Consider the following 15,867-nt stretch of genomic DNA (forward strand, 5'->3'; position numbering starts at 1 on the left):
GACGTCCGGTGCGGGCGCCTTCGGAAACCGGCACCGGCCGCCCGGGAGGCGGTCCGTCCCGGACGGCCGGCGTGCGGGCTCAGCCGCAGCGGTACAGGGACCGGTCGGTGGAGCCGCCGTACTCCGACGCCTTGACCGCCGCGCAGTTGGCCCGCACCCACTCGGTCACCTGGGACCCGCCCCCGTCGGGCCCGCCCTGGCCGCCTCCGGTCATCACGTACCTGAGCCGCCCCGAGGAGACGAGCCCGTCGAGCCGGTCCACGGTCATGGCGGGGTCGCTCCCGGTGAAGCCGCCCATCGCGATGACGGGCAGCCCCGTCGACAGGATGACCGAGGAGGCGCCCTGCGCGCCGCTCACCGCCACCAGCCAGGTCGCGCCGTCCAGGTTCCTCCTCAGGTATTCGATCATCTGCTGGTCCATGGCACCGTCGGGACCACCGCCACGTACGCCGTCGGCCGGGAGGCCGTAGCGCGCCCCCGGAACGGCGTCGCCGGTCGTCCCCTGCTGCGAGTTCTGTCCCGGTGTGCCACCGGGAGGTCCGCCGTCGCCCTCGGGACCCCCTTCTCTCGCGCCGCCGGGGAAGCCGCCCCGCATGCCGCCGAAGCCGCCGCTCCCCGCGGGACCCGCGGTGGGGTTGGTGCCGTTGACGGCCGAGCCGAGCGGGGTCAGCGCGTAGGCGGCGGGACCGGCGAGGCCGGCGGCCAGCCCGGCGGCCAGCGCGACGGCGGCGACCCGCAGCCGGAGCCGCGGCCCCAGGCGGGCCAGGAGCAGCCCGGCGACCGCCGTCACCGTGATCGCGGCGACCGTCCAGGCCAGCCAGGGCACGAAGTCCGTACTGCGGCGCAGCACGGTGAACGCCCACGCCCCGGTGACCGCGATCCCCGCGGGCAGCACCCACGACCACGCCCTGGAGCGCCGGTAGGCCCTCCAGCCGAGCACCCCGCCGAGACCGGTCAGCGCGGCGACGGCCGGGGCCATCGCGGTGGAGTAGTACGGGTGGAAGGTGCCGCTGGAGAAGCTGAACACGACGTAGTGGACCGCCAGCCAGCCGCCCCACAGCAGCAGGGCGATCCTGGTGTCGCGGAGCGGGCCGCGGGCGGTCAGGGCCAGCCCGGCGACCAGGGCGATCACGGCGAAGGGCAGCAGCCAGGAGATCTGCCCGGCCATGATGTCGTTGAACAGGCGCCAGGCGCCCGCCTCGCCGCCGAACCCCATGCCGCCCCCGCCCCGCCCCCCGCCGCTGCCGAAGATCCGTCCGAGGCCGTTGTAGCCGATGACGAGGTCCCGGACGGAGTTGTCGGTGCTGCCGCCGACATAGGGGCGGTCCGACGCGGGCCACAGGTCCACGATCACCATCCACCAGGCGCTGGAGACCACCAGCGCGGCACCCGCGGCGAGCAGGTGTCCGAGACGGCGGAGCGACGTCCCCGGAGCCATGACCAGGTAGAGCGGGGCGAAGGCCGGGAGCACCAGGTAGGCCTGGAGCATCTTGGTGTTGAACGCCAGGCCGACGAGCACCGCCGAGACGACCAGCGCGCGCATCCGGCCGGTGCGTACCGCCTCCTGGCAGAACCAGGCCGCGAGCACCAGCAGCAGGACGAGGAGGGTGTCGGGGTTGTTGTCCCGGTTGATGGCCACGGTGATCGGGGTCAGCGTCATCGCCAGGGCCGCGACCAGTGCGGCGGCGTGGCCGTACCCGCCGGGCATGGCTCTTCGCACCGCCGAGTGGAGCACGGCGACGGCGGCGACCCCGGCGGCGGCCTGTGGCAGGAGCATGCTCCAGGTGCCGAACCCGAAGATCCTGGCGGGCAGTCCCATGACCCACAGCGCGAGCGGTGGCTTGTCCACGGTGATGAACGACCCCGCGTCCAGGGCTCCGAAGAAGAACGCCTTCCAGCTCCGGGTGCCCGACAGGATCGCGGCGGCGTAGTACTCGTTGGCGTGGCCGTTGCGCCCCAGCGCCCAGACGTACAGGACGGCGGCCAGCGCGAGCACACCCCACAGGCCCGGCCGCGCCCAGCGGGGGTCGCCGGGCCGGCCGAGAGACACCCGGCGCGCGACGCCGCCGAGTCCGCCGTCCCGGCCCGCGCGTCCCGGCCCGGCGGCGTGCCTGCCGCCCTGAGGCTGCGCCGGTGCGTCGGGCCCCGCCGCCGGCGAGGTGTGGGTGCTCATCGGGTGCTCTCCTTGGCGCGGCGGGGATTGAAGACCCAGGTGCGGAGCATCAGGAAGCGTACGAGGGTGGCGACGGCGTTGGCCGCCACGAGCGCGGCGACCTCCGCGGCGGTGGACGCCGCGGGTGCCACGAGGTCGAGCAGGGCCAGGCCGCCGGTGCTCAGCAGCAGGCCGACGAGGAAGGCCAGGCCGCCTTCGAGCTGGTGGCGGAGGGCTCCGGTGCGGCCGGTGAGGCCGAAGGTGAAACGCCGGTTGGCCGCGGTGTTGAGGACCGCGGTGACGAGCAGGGCCACCCCGTTGGCCACGGCGGCGGGCGTCACCAGGCGCAGGGTCACGAACAGGGCCAGGTATGCCAGGGTGCAGATCACCCCGATGACGGCGAAGCTCGGCAGCTGGCGGGCCATGCCCCCGGGCAGCCGCGCCGCCCGCACCCGAGGCGGGACCGGGATCCTGGCCGCCCCCGACAGCGTCTTCCGCGCCACCCTCGCCATCCCCCTGAGGTCGTCCCTGACGGTTCTGACGATGTCGACGCGGCTGTCCGGGTCGTCCACCCAGTCGACGGGCACCTCGTGGATGCGCAGACCGTGCCGCTCGGCCAGGAGCAGCAGCTCGGTGTCGAAGAACCACTCCTCGTCCTCGACCGCGGGGAGCAGCGCCTGCGCGACCTCGGTGCGCACCGCCTTGAAACCGCACTGCGCGTCGGAGAACCGCGCCCCCATCGCCGAGCGGAGCAGCAGGTTGTACGTCCGCGAGATGAACTCCCGTTTCGGCCCGCGGACGACGTTGGACCCCCGAGAAAGCCGGGTGCCGATGGCCAGGTCGCTGTGACCGGAAAGCAGCGGGGCCACCAGCGGCAGGAAGGCGTCCAGGTCCGTGGAGAGATCCACGTCCATGTAGCCGACCACGTCGGCGTCGCTGGCCGACCACGCCCTGCGCAGCGCCCTGCCCCGGCCCTTGGCGTCGAGGTGCAGGGCGCGCACGCCGGACAGCTCGCGGCTGAGGTCGACGGCGATCCGCCAGGTGGCGTCGGTGCTGGCGTTGTCGGCGATCGTGATGCGGAAGCCGTAGGGGAAGGTTTCCGTGAGATAGGTGTGCAGGCGGCGGACGCTCTCGCCGAGCACCCGCTGCTCGTTGTGGACGGGGACCACGATCTCGACCGTTCGGGTGCGCGCCGGCGCTGTCGCCTGCTTCACGCTGCCCCCCGGTGACGGCGGCTCGGTTCTGTCATGGCCTCAGGGTCATAAGGTGATCTTGAGTGATCCTGAGCCGGCCATTAACACCGGGTGAGAAAAGGACGGAGCCTCCCGGCGACGCCGGAAGGCTCCGTGTTCACACCCGTAGCGGCGGGCGGGGGGCGGGCAGGCCGGTCTCCTCCTCGCAGCGGGCGAGGACCTCCTCCAGCGGCGGCCCCATGTTGAACACCGCGGGTTCGGGCCTGGAGGCGCGCAGGGACTCGCGGAGCCCGGCCGTCGCCTCCAGGTCCACCGTTCCCGCCTCGTCGCAGGACACTCCGTAGCGGCGGGCGCCGCCGGGGGTGACCAGACCGCGCCGCACCTCCAGCCCGACGAGGTCCGGATCGCGCTCCAGCGGGTCGCCCCACCCGCCGCCGCCCCAGGTGACGAAGTGCAGCAGGTCTCCGGGGGCGACCGGGACGTCGTGCACCTTGCTGGGCAGCACCTCCACGGTCCCGTCGGCCCGCTCGATCCACTTGCGTCCCCGGGCGCCGGGGTCACCGCCGTTGACACCCCACGGGTAGGTGAGCCAGCGGTCGTCGTGGATGGCGATCGTGCCCGGCTCCAGGAACCGGTAGGCGACGTCCACACCGTTGCCGCCGCGGTGCAGCCCCGCCCCGCCGGTGTCGGCGACGGTCTCCCAGCGCTCGACGCGCAGGGGATAGTAGGACTCCAGGAACTCGCACGGGATGTTGGTGAACGAGGGCCAGAGCGAGTGCCCGTCGGGGCCGTCGCCGATCGGGCGTCCGGGGATGCCGCCGAAGCCGATGGAGTAGAGCTGGAACCACTCTCCCGTACCGGTCTTGTGCCCTGAGTACATGAAGTGCGGGGAGGAGGAGAAGCCCGCGGCGTTCAGCAGTTCCGGCGTCTTCTGCCCGAGCAGCCCGCCGAACAGGTCGAAGATCCGGCCGATGCCGTGGTTGCGGGCGTTGAGCGCGGCCGGGTACTCGGGCCTCCAGAAGCTCCTCTCCGGGATGCGCACGTCCACCAGCGGGTAGAAGCCGTCGTTCCACAGGATCTGCGGGTCGGCCACGGTGATCAGGTAGATGCCGAAGAACATCCGGGCGAGGTTCTCGTTGATGTAGTAGTTGATCGGCCCCTGGGCCTGCGGGTCACTGCCGGAGAAGTCGAGCAGCACCTTCTCTCCGGTGCGGGTCAGCGACAACGTCAGCCGGTACGGCCCGTACCCCACCCCGTCGTCGCAGATGTAGTCGGAGAAGGTGAGGGTCTCCCCGTCCTCGAACAGCGTCGCCAGCAGGATTCTCATCGCGTCGTGGTTGCGCTGGAGCAGCGCCTCCAGCGCCGAGGTGTAGGTCTCGGCCCCGAAGCGCGCGCACAGCTCCTGGATCCGCCGCGACGCGGTGCGGCAGGCCGCGATCAGGCCGTTGAGGTCGGCGCGGTTCCAGTCGGGCTGGCGTACCTGGTTGAGGATGATGCGCAGCGCGTCCTCGTTGAGCACGCCCCGGGAGTAGAGCTTGAAGGGCGGGATGACCACGCCCTCCTCGAAGATGGTGCGCGCGTCGGTCGGCATGGAGCAGGCGGTCTTGCCACCGACGTCGGACATGTGGCCGAACATCGACGCCCAGCCGACGACCCGGCCCTCGACGTAGATCGGCATGACGACCAGCCAGTCGTTGGCGTGACTGATCGCGCCGTCACAGGAGTAGGGGTCGGAGGTGAGCAGCACGTCGCCCTCCTCGATGGTCCCGTCGAAGCCGTCGAGCAGTGCCGGGATGGACAGGCCGAACTGTCCGACGACCATGCGGCCCCGCGGGTCGCCGATCAGCGGGAACTCGTCGTGCTGCTCCCGGATGCCCGGAGAGAGCGCGGTGCGGAAGAGCACCTCGTCCATCTCGTGACGCGCGTTGCGCAGGGCGTTCTCGATGATGTCGAGGGTCACCGGGTCGACGTCCACCGCGGCGAGCGGCACGGTGGCGGTCTCGATGATCTGGGCCATCATGCCTCCAGGGGACGGATGAGCAGGCTGCCGCTCTCGTGGACCGTCGCGGCGTGACCGGGCAGTACGAGGGTGGTGGAGTCCATCTCGACGACGATCGCCGGGCCGCGCACCACGTTCCCGGCGAGCAGGGCGGAGCGGTCGTGGACGGCGGCCTCGGTCCAGCCGCCCTCGACCCAGATCTCATGGGTTCCGGTGACGGCCGCCGAGGGGTCCTCCCCGCCCGGGGCCAGCGAGACGGCCTGGACGTTGGGGCGCGGCCCGCTGACGGCCGCGCGGGCGCTGACCAGTTCGTGCTCGTTGTCCAGCAGGAACGAGAAGAGTCGTTCGTGCTCGGCGTCGAACGCCTTGCCGAGGGCGTCGAGCCCGGTGTCCGGGGTCAGCGGGATCGGGATCTCGAATCCCTGGCCGTGGTAGCGGACGTCGACGTGATAGGTCGCGCTCTGGTCCGCGCGGTCGACGCCCTCGGCCTCCAGTGTCCGTGCCGCGGTCTCGGCCAGCTCGGTCAGCAGCTCGCCCAGTTCGGTGTCGGTGAGCTGGGAGAAGCGCCTGATGTAGGTGCGGGCGGCCTCGTCGCGCAGGGACGTGGTGGCGTCGCCGTACGCGCAGAGCACGCCCGGCGAGGGCGGGATGACGACCGGCCAGGAGCCGGTGAGCCGGCCCAGCGCGTTGGCGTGCAGCGGGCCGGCGCCGCCGAAGGCGACCAGCGCGAAGTCACGGGGGTCGAAGCCCTGCTGCACGGAGACCAGGCGCAGCGCGCCGAACATGTTCTCGTTGACGATGTCGACGATGCCCTGGGCCGCGGCCTCGACCGACGGCAGGCCCATGGCCTCGGCGACCCCGGCCACCGCGGCGCGCGACCGCTCCCGGTCCAGGACGATCTCGCCACCGGCCAGCCGGGCGGGCAGGTAGCCGAGCACCACGTTGGCGTCGGTGACGGTGGGTTCCTCCCCTCCCCTGCCGTACGCGGCGGGGCCCGGGTCGGCACCGGCGGACTGCGGGCCGACGCGCAACGCCCGGGTCAGCTCGGGGACGTGGGCGATGGAGCCGCCGCCCGCGCCGACGGTCCGCACGTCCACCGAGGCCGAGCGGACGGTCAGGTCACCGACCCTGGTCTCGCGGCCGACGCGCGGGCGCAGGCCCTGGACGAGGGCTACGTCGGTGGAGGTCCCGCCCATGTCGAAGGTGAGGAAGTCCGGGAAGCCGGCCTGCTCGGCGACCCAGGTCGCGCCGGCGACTCCGCCGGCCGGTCCGGACAGCAGCAGGTTGACCGGGCTGCCCGCGGCGGCGGAGGCGGAGGCCAGGCCGCCGTCGCTGCGCAGGATGTTCAGGGAGCCCGTCACACCGCCCTCGGCGATCCTGCCGGCGAGGTTGTCCAGGTACCTGGCGACCTGGGGCTGGACGTAGGCGTTGGCGACGGTGGTGATCGTCCGCTCGTACTCGCGCAGCTCGGGCAGGACCGCGGAGGAGATGGAGACCGGCACGCCCGGCAGCTCCTCCGCGGCGATCTCGGCGACCCGCCGCTCGTGGCCGTCGAAGGCGTAGGAGTTGATCAGGGAGACCGCGAGTGCCTCGACGCCGCGCAGGCGCCCGAGGGAGGCACGCAGCGCGTCCTCGTCAAGGGGCGTGACGACCGACCCGTCGGAGGCGACCCGCTCGACCGCCTCGACCGTGTCCTCCAGCGCGGCCAGCGGCTCGGGCTTGGGCCAGATGATCCAGCCGGCCAGACCTCCGGGAACGAACGAGCGGGCGATCTGCAGCACCTGCCGGAATCCGGCGGTGGTCACCAGGCCCACCCGCGCGCCCTTGCCCTCCAGGATGGCGTTGGTGGCGACGGTGGTCCCGTGCAGGAGCTGGCCGATCTCCGAGAGGGGGATCCGCGCCTCGGCGCGGACCTTCTCGATACCGGCCAGCACGCCGACCGACTGGTCGTGGGGGGTGGAAGGGGTCTTGGCGCGGAAGGTGCGCCCGGTAGCGGGGTCGATGAGAAGGATGTCAGTGAACGTCCCTCCGACGTCCACCCCGAGCCGGTAGTGCATGCCGTGCTCCTTGGTCGAATGGTCCCCACCGTGACGAGCCGTGTGATCTCCTCGCCGATCGGACCGAGCGGCCCGCCGTGGACCTCTTCACCGCGCGCCGGGCACGCTTCCCGGGGCGGTCGCAGAGTTCGGGGACCCCGTTCCGCGCGGTCGGCTCGGCCTCAGGGGCGTACCGCCCTCCGAGGATCCGCCCGTACGGGCAGCCATCCGTAGATATGTGTACATTCCTCCGGTTGATCTGCCACCATGATGGAGATGTGATCATCCAATGACAAGAGATTGCACACAATTCATGGAAATCGACGTCGCCGGGGCGGCTCACGGAACCAGCCGGCGATCGGGTCCACGGGCGCCGGCGGCGACCGTGCCGCACCGCGTCGAGCCACCCCGGAACGTCGGGGCGGGTCCTGTCGTACCGGGCGCAGGTCGCCACGGGTGAGCCGTGGCTCACGCCCCGGCGGGCCGGGCGAACGAGCCGGGCAGGCGGACGCGCGCGAGGGTGCCGCCCCCCTCGGCGTTCTCCAGCTCCACCTCTCCCCCGGCGTCGCGCACCGCCTTGGCCACGATGGCCAGCCCCAGCCCCGACCCGGGCATGCTGCGGGCCGAGGACGACCTCCAGAACCTGTCGAACACGTACGGCAGCTCCCCCCGGGGAATGCCGGGGCCGTGGTCCCTGACCGTCAGCTCGCCGTCCCGGAGCCTCACCCGCACCGGCCCCTCCCGCCCGTGCGAGAACTTCACCGCGTTGTCCAGCAGGTTCACCACGGCCCGCTCCAGGGCGGCCTGATCACCTCGCAGGTACCAGGGGCGCAGCTCCACCTCGATCGGGGTGTCGGGGGCACGCAGCCGGGCCCGGCGCACCGCCTCCTCGACGACCTCGTGGAAGGCGACCTCGACGTACGGCTCGTGCTCGTCCTCGGCACGCGAGAGCTGGAGCAGGTCCCCGACGAGCGTGGACATCTCCTCGAACTGGGCCTTGAGGTTGGTCAGCAGCCTGTGCTTGGGAGCGGGGTCGAGCGGCCGCCCGGTGTTCTCGCTGCGCAGCAGCAGGTCGATGTTGGCGCGCAGGCTGGTGAGCGGGGTGCGCAGCTCGTGTCCCGCGTCGGCGATCAGCCGCCGCTGGCGCTCGCGGGACCCGGCCAGCGCGGCGGTCATCGCGTTGAAGGAGACGCCGAGCCTGGCGATCTCGTCGGTGCCCTCGACCGGGATCCTGGTGTCGAGGTCCTCGGTCCTGGCGACGTACTCGACGGCCTCGGTCAGCCGGCCGACCGGGCGCAGCGCGGTGCGGGAGACCAGCAGCCCCGCCGAGGCCGCGCAGAACACGCCGAGCGCGGTGACCCCGGCCAGGATCCAGGCCAGGGCGGCGAGGGTGGCCTGGACCTCCTCCAGCGACCGGGACTCCATGATCGCGATACCGGGCCCGACGTTCCTCGTCATCACCCGGACCTCCTCGCCGCCGTCGGTCACCCCGTCCCTGAACCTCCTCGTGCCGGGCGGGGCCTGGGTCAGGGCCAGGTCGGCGGGGGTGACCTTGACGGGGGCGGTGCCCACGACACACCTGCCGCCCCCGGTGTAGATCAGCTGGACCGACGGGATGCGGAACGGCGGCCTGTGCTCGCTGCTCTCCCTCGGCCCCGCCGGCCCCCCCGCGCAGTACGACTCGATCCACTCGACGCCCTGCGGCCCCTTCGGCACCTCCAGGGAGCGTTCCACCTGTCGCAGCAGTTCCGCCCTGACGACGAACCAGCACAGCACCGCGCAGACCGCGATCGCCAGCGCCACGGCCGCCGCCACCAGCAGGGTCAGCCGCGAGCGCAGCGAACGGCGACCGTTCACGCCGAGTTCCGCAGCACGTAGCCGACTCCCCGGACCGTGTGGATCAGCCGGGGACGCCCGCCGGTCTCGGTCTTGCGGCGCAGGTACATGACATAGACGTCGAGGGAGTTGGAGGAGGGCTCGAAGTCGAAGCCCCACACCTCGCTGAGGATCTGCTCGCGGGTGAGCACCTGGCGTGGATGGATCATGAGCAGCTCCAGCAGCAGGTACTCGGTACGGGTCAGCTCCAGCCGCTCGCCCGCCCGGGTGACCTCGCGGCTGGCGGTGTCCATCCGCAGGTCGCCGAAGGCCAGGCAGGCGTCGTCCGCGGCCGCGGGCGCGCTCAGCGCGCCGCGCCGCAGCAGCGCCCTGACGCGCGCCAGCAGCTCGTCCAGCTCGAACGGCTTGACCAGGTAGTCGTCGGCCCCCGCGTCCAGGCCCGACACCCGGTCGCCCACGGCGTCGCGGGCGGTGAGCATGAGCACCGGCAGGTGGTTGCCCGCCGCCCTGAGCCTGCGGCAGGCGGTCAGCCCGTCCAGCCGGGGCATCATCACATCCAGCAGGACCAGCTCGTACGACTCCCGCTCCAGCGTCTCCAGCGCCTCCTGGCCGTCCGAGGCCACGCCGACCCGGTAGCCCTCGAACTCCAGGCTGCTCTGCAACGCCTCCCTGAGCGCGGGCTCGTCGTCCACGACCAGCACCCGCGCCGCCTCACCGTCACCCATGGCCCTCACGTTAGACGCTCATCATGAGAACCCGATGAACACCTCAGGCCGTCTTCGCCCAGGCCGGACGGGCTCAGCCGAGCAGCGCCATGGCGGCGTTGTGGCCGGGGATGCCGCTGACGCCACCGCCGCGCCGGGCACCCGCGCCGCAGAGCAGGACGCGCTCGAGGTCGGTCTCCACGCCCCAGCGCCCCGGCTCCCCGTACGGCCAGGACAGGTCGCGGTGGAAGATGTGGCCGCCCGGCAGTCCCGCCTCGGTCTCCAGATCGACCGGGGTCTTGGCCTCCAGGCAGAGACCGCCGTCCGGGGCGCGCAGCAGGCAGTCCTCGACGGGTTCCGCGAGCACCCGGTTCATCGAGGCGAGCGTGGCGCGCAGCGCGGCCTCGCGCGCCCCGGCCGGGTCGTCGCGGAACAGCCTGGCCGGCATGTGCAGGCCGAACAGCGTCATCGTGTGGGCTCCGGCCTCCCGCAACCCCTGGCCGAGGATGGAGGGGTCGGTCAGCGAGTGACAGTAGACCTCGGCCGGGGGCAGCGTGGGAATCCGCCCGGCCGACGCCTCCGCGAACGCGCGGGCGAGCTGGTCGCGGCCCTCGTTGATGTGGAACGTACCGCTGAACGCGGCCTCGGGGTCCACCGCGGGGTCCTTCAGCCGCGGCAGCCGGGACAGCACCATGTTGACCTTGAGCTGGGCCCCCTCGGGGGCGGGCTCGGTGCCGCCGAGGAGCCGGGCGAGCACGGCGGGCGGCACGTTGGCCAGCACCCGCTCGCCCACCACCGCGTGTTCCCCGCCCGCGTCGCGGAAGGCGACCTCGCCCGAGGCGTCGACCGCGAGGACCTCGGCACCGGTCAGGATCTCCGCCCCCGCGGCGCGGGCGGCTTCGGCGAGCGCGCCGGAGACCGCGCCCATGCCGCCGACGGGGACGTTCCAGTCGCCGGTCCCGTCGCCGATCACGTGGTAGAGCAGGCACCGGTTGGCCAGCAGGCCCGGATCCGAGGGGTCGGCGAAGGTACCGATGAGGGCGTCGGTGAGGACCACCCCGCGTACGGTGTCGTCGGCGAACCGCTCGTCCACCACCTCACCGATCGGCCGCTCGAACAGGTCGCGCCACGCCTCGTCGCCGACGAGGCGCCGCATCGCCGCGCGGTCGGCGAGAGGCTCCAGCAGTGTCGGCGCGACCCTGCCGGCCACGTCGGCGGTCATCCCGTAGAAGCGCCGCCACGCGTCCAGCTCACCGGTGCCCCCGGTGATCCGGGCGAAGGAGGCGGCGGTCCGCGCGGCGTCGCCGTTGTCGACCAGCAGCCCGCTCTCCCCCACCGGCGTGTACGAGGCGTACCGGCGCCGGCGCAGCGTGACCCTGAGCCCCAGGTCGGCCACGACCTTGGCGGGCAGCAGGCTGACCAGGTACGAGTAGCGCGAGAGCCGCGCGTCGACCCCGGGGAACGCCCGCGCCGACACGGCGAGACCACCGACGTGGTCGAGGCGCTCCAGGACGAGGACGCGCCGGCCCGCGCGGGCGAGGTAGGCGGCGGCGACCAGGCCGTTGTGGCCGCCTCCGACGATCACTGCTTCATAGCGAGAGCGGAGCACGAGACTTCCCTTTGACGTCCTCCCGCGGCTTGAGGGCCGGGGATTCCAGCACCCGACCTGCCGGCCGGATCTGCCGGTCCGCGGTTCACCGGCCCGGACGTCCCGAAGCCTCCCCGCGCGGACACGGCACGCCCTGCGGCGTTCGGAGAAACATGCCCCGCTTGGTCGTCGCGGAACACCCCGACCCTACCGAGCCGCACCCGCGCCCGCACAACGAGCCGAAGCAGGAAGGGGCGTCCGCCCCGGACGTCAGTGGGCGGACGGCGGGGCCGGGGGCTCCGGCCGCCCGGCGGCGGAGAGGGTGATTCTCAGCAGGGTGGCGGCCGGGCCGCTGGGGGTGCGACCGCGGCGCCAGACCGCCCGCAGGCGGCGCGCGAGATCGATGTCCTTGGTGGGCACCTCGATCAGGCGGCCGGTGGCCAGCTCGGCCTCCACGGCGTAGCCGCTGAGCACGGCGGGGGCCGCGCCCTCGCGGGCGGCCCCCTTGACCGCCGCGTTGGAACCGAGCTCCAGCCTCGGGGAGGCGACGGTGTAGCCGGTCAGCGCGACGTCCAGCGTCTCGCGGGTGCCCGATCCCCGCTCCCGCACGACCAGCGGGGTGGCGGCCAGCTCGGCGGCGCGCAGCGGGGTACGGCGGCGCGCCCACGGATGGCCCGGCGCGACCACCACCACGAGCCGGTCCGTGGCCACCACCCGCGACGCCAGCCCCGGCGGCACCGAGGGGCCCTCCACGAAGCCGAGCTCGATCTCACCGCCGATCAGCTTCGCCACCTCCGCCGAGTTCTGCACGTCCAGGCCGACCTGTACCTGGGGCTCACGGTTCTGGAGCTCTCCCAGCCAGCGCGGCAGCAGATACTCGGCCACGGTCATGCTGGCGGCGATGTGCAGGTGGGCGGCCCGGCCGTGCCGTACCGCCTCCACTCCCCTCATGAGCTCCTCGGCCGCCGCCAGCACCTGCGCGGCCCAGGCGGAGACCATCGCGCCCTGCGGGGTGAGAACGGAGCCGCGCGGGGTGCGTTCCAGCAGTTCCAGCCCGAGACGTCGTTCCAGCAGCGAGATGCGCTTGCTCACCGACGGCTGCGCGACGCCCGCCGCCCTGGCCGCCTGGCCGAGGCTGCCCAGGCGCTCCACATCGACGAGCAGGCGCAGGGATTCGATGTCGGGCAGCTCACTCATAGCCCCAGGCTATGACCTACCAGCAAGACGACGGGTACCGGCCCCGCCGGGCCGCGCCGACACTCGGACAATGCCCTCCTCCCCGCCCGCCCGTTCACCGGGACCTACCCGGCACTCCCCTCCGGGGTCCGCCGAGACAGCGCTCGGGACGCTCGCGCCGGGGCTCGGGGCGGTGGCCGTCGCGGTGGTGCTGGCCACGGCCGCCACCCGGATCGTTCCCGAGGTGAGCGCCGCCGTGATCGCGGTGGCACTCGGGGTCGCGCTCACCAACCTCGGCGGCCTGCACCGTTCGCTGGCCCCCGGGCTGAGGTTCGTCTCCCGCCGGGTGCTCCGCCTGGCGATCGTGCTGCTCGGGCTGCAGATCGCGCTGCCGGAGCTGCTGGCGCTCGGCTGGCCGGTGCTGGCGGTGGTCGCGGCGGCGACCGGTGTCACGTTCGCGGCGACGCGGTGGATCGGAGGCCGGGTCGGGGTGAGCCCGCGCAGGTCCCTGCTGATCGCGACCGGCGTGTCCGTCTGCGGGGCGGCGGCGGTGGCCGCCATGCACGCGGTCGCCGGAAGCGATGACGACGACGTGGCGTCCGCGGTCGGCGTGGTCGTCCTGTACGGCAGCGCCTCGATCGTCGCACTGCCGCTGCTCGCGGGATCCCTGGGCCTGACACCGCACCAGCTGGGCATCTGGGCCGGCGCCTCGGTCCACGAGGTCGCGCAGGTCGCCGCCATCGGCGCGGCGGCCGGCGCGGGGGTCCTGGTGAGCGCGGTGGCCGTCAAGCTGGTCCGGGTCGTCCTGCTGGCCCCGATCGTCGGCCTCACCTCCGCCGCTCTGCGCCCCGCCTCGACGGAGCCTCCGGAGAGCGGGCGGGCGGCGGGCCGGCCGCCGGTGGTGCCGTTGTTCGTCGCCGGGTTCGTCGTGGCCGTGGCGGCGCGCAGCCTGGGCCTGGTGCCATCCGAGGTCACCCGGGCCATCCCCGGTCTGACGGCGACGCTGCTCGCGGCGGCGCTCTTCGCCCTGGGCACCGGTGTCGATCTCCGAAAGCTCGTGCGGGGCGGGCGGTCACTGCTCCTGGGCGGGATCGCCACGGCCATCATCGGCGGGATCTCACTGATCGGAGTCCTACTCATTAGCTGATCTTTAAGTGGACGTCTCCCGGCAACCGCCGTAACGTGCTCTTTTTGGGGAAGACGGTGTCGTTTACACCGTTCCAAAAGCAAGCAATGATTACGACCTCGGACAAGGAGACAGAACCAGCTCATGCGTACCACCCGACAGTCCCTCACCGGCGGCCTGCTGCGCCCCTCGACCGAGGTGGCCGAGGCGCTGGAACAGGGCGCCCCGATCGTGGCCCTGGAGTCCACGATCATCTCGCACGGCCTGCCCCAGCCCCGCAACCTCGAGGTCGCGGTGGAGCTGGAGCAGCTCGTCCGCGAGGCCGGGGCGGTGCCGGCGACGATCGCGGTGCTGGACGGCGTGGCGTGCATCGGTCTCGACAAGAGCCAGCTGGAGCGCATCGCCGGCGAGCCCGGACTCCGCAAGCTGGGCTTCCGCGACCTGCCCGCCGCCGCCGCACTCGGGGCGAGCGGTGCGACCACGGTCTCCGCCACCTCGTTCCTGGCCGCCAGGGCGGGCATCCGGATCTTCGCCACCGGCGGTCTCGGCGGGGTGCACCGCGGGTGGACCGACAGTCAGGACGAGTCGGCCGACCTCGACATGCTGAGCCGGACCCGCATCACCGTGGTCTGCGCGGGCGTGAAGTCGATCCTGGACGTCGAAGCCACCCTGCAGCGGCTGGAGACCCGCGGCGTCACGATCTCGGGGTTCCGTACCGACGAGTTCCCCGGCTTCTACCTGCACACCTCGGGCGAGCCGATCGACTGGCGGATCGAGACCCCGGCCGAGGCCGCGGACATCATGCGGGCCCAGGACGCGCTGGGCGGCCCGGAGAGCGCGCTGATCGTCGCCAACCCGGTGCCGCTGTCGGAGCAGCTCGACCCCGAACTGCACGACCGGGTGCTCGCCGAGGCTCTCGCGGCGGCCGAGGAACAGAAGGTCACCGGCCAGGCCATCACCCCGTTCCTCCTGGGCTACCTGGTACGCGGCACCGCCGGCGCCTCGCTCGAGGCGAACCTGGCCGCGGTGCGGGGCAACGTCCGCCTCGCCGGGCAGATCGCGGCCTCCTGGAGCCGGGGAAACTGAGGAAACCATGACCGGAACGGGTCTACTGGTCATCGGCGACGTGGTGACCGACGTCGTCGCGCTGCACGGCGGGCCGGCCAGGAGCGGCCTGGCCGTCGGCACGGACACCGCCGCCGACATCGTGCTGCGGCCCGGCGGCTCGGGGGCCAACACGGCCTCCTGGGCCGCCCGGCTGGGCACCGACACCCGCATCCTGACCCGGGTCGGCTTCGACACCGCCGACTGGCACGCCGCCGAACTGCGGCGCTTCGGGGTACGGCCGCACCTGCGGGTCGACCCCGACCGGCCGACGGCCGTGGTGATCGCCATGGTCGACGTGACCGGGGAGCGTTCCATGCTCACCAACCGGGGCGCGGGCGGGCACATCGGCACGGGCGACTGGGACGAGAGCCTGCTGGAGGGGGTGGGCCACCTCCACCTGTCCGGATACACGCTGTTCGCCGAGCCAGGGCTCCAGCTTTCCCGGCTGGCCATGGCCGAGGCGTCCCGGCGCGGCGTCTCGATCAGCGTGGACCCCGCCTCGACCGGATTCCTGCGCTCGTTCGGCGTCGAGCGGTTCATCCAGGAGACCCTGACCGCCCAGCTGATCATCCCCAATCTGGACGAGGCTCTGCTGCTCACCCGCGAGACCTCGGCCGAGGGCGCGGCGGAGACTCTGAGCCTGCGCTACGGCGCGGCGGCGGTGAAACTCGGCTCCCGCGGCGCGCTGATGGCCAGGAACGGAAAGTTGGCCGCCCGGGTTCCCGCACTCACCACCGAGGTGATTGACTCCATTGGGGCGGGGGACGCGTTCGCCGCGGGGTTGCTCACCGCCCTGCTGAGCGGGGCCGACGACGAGGCCGCGCTGGACGCCGGACGCCGCGCCGGAGCGGAGGCCGTGACGGTACTGGGGGGCCGTCCGCGTATCCTTCCGTCGGAGTTGGGTACGAACGAGCTTTACCCTCTTAACACCAATTGATAGCTTGCGGCGT

At 73.0% G+C, this 15,867-nt stretch carries 11 protein-coding genes; 3 read left to right on the forward strand and 8 right to left on the reverse strand.

Going from position 1 to position 15,867, the window contains the following annotated elements:
* Positions 1-79: 79 nt before the first annotated feature.
* The 8 genes from AB0K21_RS05195 to AB0K21_RS05230 all read right to left on the reverse strand — a co-directional run bounded on the left by AB0K21_RS05195 (position 80) and on the right by AB0K21_RS05230 (position 12,705).
* Positions 80-2,173 (reverse strand): glycosyltransferase family 39 protein, encoded by a 2,094-nt coding sequence (locus tag AB0K21_RS05195; RefSeq protein WP_364147959.1) that lies wholly within the window; start codon positions 2,171-2,173, stop codon positions 80-82.
* Positions 2,170-3,366, reverse strand: coding sequence for a bifunctional glycosyltransferase family 2/GtrA family protein (locus AB0K21_RS05200; protein WP_343977522.1), 1,197 nt, complete (start codon positions 3,364-3,366; stop codon positions 2,170-2,172). The genes AB0K21_RS05195 and AB0K21_RS05200 overlap by 4 nt, the downstream gene beginning before the upstream one ends.
* A gap of 136 nt (positions 3,367-3,502) precedes the next feature.
* The gene (locus AB0K21_RS05205; protein ID WP_343977525.1) at positions 3,503-5,365 is read right to left on the reverse strand and encodes a hydantoinase B/oxoprolinase family protein; all 1,863 of its coding nucleotides are present in this window, start codon (positions 5,363-5,365) and stop codon (positions 3,503-3,505) included.
* Positions 5,362-7,401 (reverse strand): hydantoinase/oxoprolinase family protein, encoded by a 2,040-nt coding sequence (locus tag AB0K21_RS05210; RefSeq protein ID WP_343977528.1) that lies wholly within the window; start codon positions 7,399-7,401, stop codon positions 5,362-5,364. Before AB0K21_RS05210 ends, AB0K21_RS05205 begins: the two co-directional genes overlap by 4 nt.
* Before the next feature lie 447 nt (positions 7,402-7,848).
* The gene (locus AB0K21_RS05215) at positions 7,849-9,237 is read right to left on the reverse strand and encodes a HAMP domain-containing sensor histidine kinase (protein ID WP_343977531.1); all 1,389 of its coding nucleotides are present in this window, start codon (positions 9,235-9,237) and stop codon (positions 7,849-7,851) included.
* Positions 9,234-9,941, reverse strand: coding sequence for a response regulator transcription factor (locus AB0K21_RS05220; RefSeq protein ID WP_343977534.1), 708 nt, complete (start codon positions 9,939-9,941; stop codon positions 9,234-9,236). Before AB0K21_RS05220 ends, AB0K21_RS05215 begins: the two co-directional genes overlap by 4 nt.
* Before the next feature lie 73 nt (positions 9,942-10,014).
* A complete protein-coding gene (locus tag AB0K21_RS05225) occupies positions 10,015-11,529 on the reverse strand; it encodes an NAD(P)/FAD-dependent oxidoreductase (protein ID WP_343977537.1) in 1,515 nt (504 codons plus the stop codon).
* 249 nt (positions 11,530-11,778) lie between these two features.
* Positions 11,779-12,705 (reverse strand): LysR family transcriptional regulator, encoded by a 927-nt coding sequence (locus tag AB0K21_RS05230; RefSeq protein ID WP_343977540.1) that lies wholly within the window; start codon positions 12,703-12,705, stop codon positions 11,779-11,781.
* 70 nt (positions 12,706-12,775) lie between these two features.
* Between AB0K21_RS05230 and AB0K21_RS05235 the strand changes: the two genes are divergently transcribed.
* The 3 genes from AB0K21_RS05235 to AB0K21_RS05245 all read left to right on the forward strand — a co-directional run bounded on the left by AB0K21_RS05235 (position 12,776) and on the right by AB0K21_RS05245 (position 15,854).
* Positions 12,776-13,831: a putative sulfate exporter family transporter gene (locus AB0K21_RS05235; RefSeq protein ID WP_343977543.1), complete on the forward strand. Its 1,056-nt coding sequence runs from the start codon at positions 12,776-12,778 to the stop codon at positions 13,829-13,831.
* Between the two features lie 123 nt (positions 13,832-13,954).
* Complete coding sequence (locus AB0K21_RS05240; protein WP_343977546.1) at positions 13,955-14,896, forward strand: pseudouridine-5'-phosphate glycosidase; 942 nt, start codon at positions 13,955-13,957, stop codon at positions 14,894-14,896.
* A 7-nt stretch (positions 14,897-14,903) separates the two neighbouring features.
* Positions 14,904-15,854: a sugar kinase gene (locus tag AB0K21_RS05245; RefSeq protein WP_343977549.1), complete on the forward strand. Its 951-nt coding sequence runs from the start codon at positions 14,904-14,906 to the stop codon at positions 15,852-15,854.
* The last annotated feature ends 13 nt before the right edge of the window (positions 15,855-15,867 follow it).

It is taken from the genome of Streptosporangium sp. NPDC049248 (assembly GCF_040678965.1).
GTDB lineage: Bacteria > Actinomycetota > Actinomycetes > Streptosporangiales > Streptosporangiaceae > Streptosporangium > Streptosporangium fukuiense.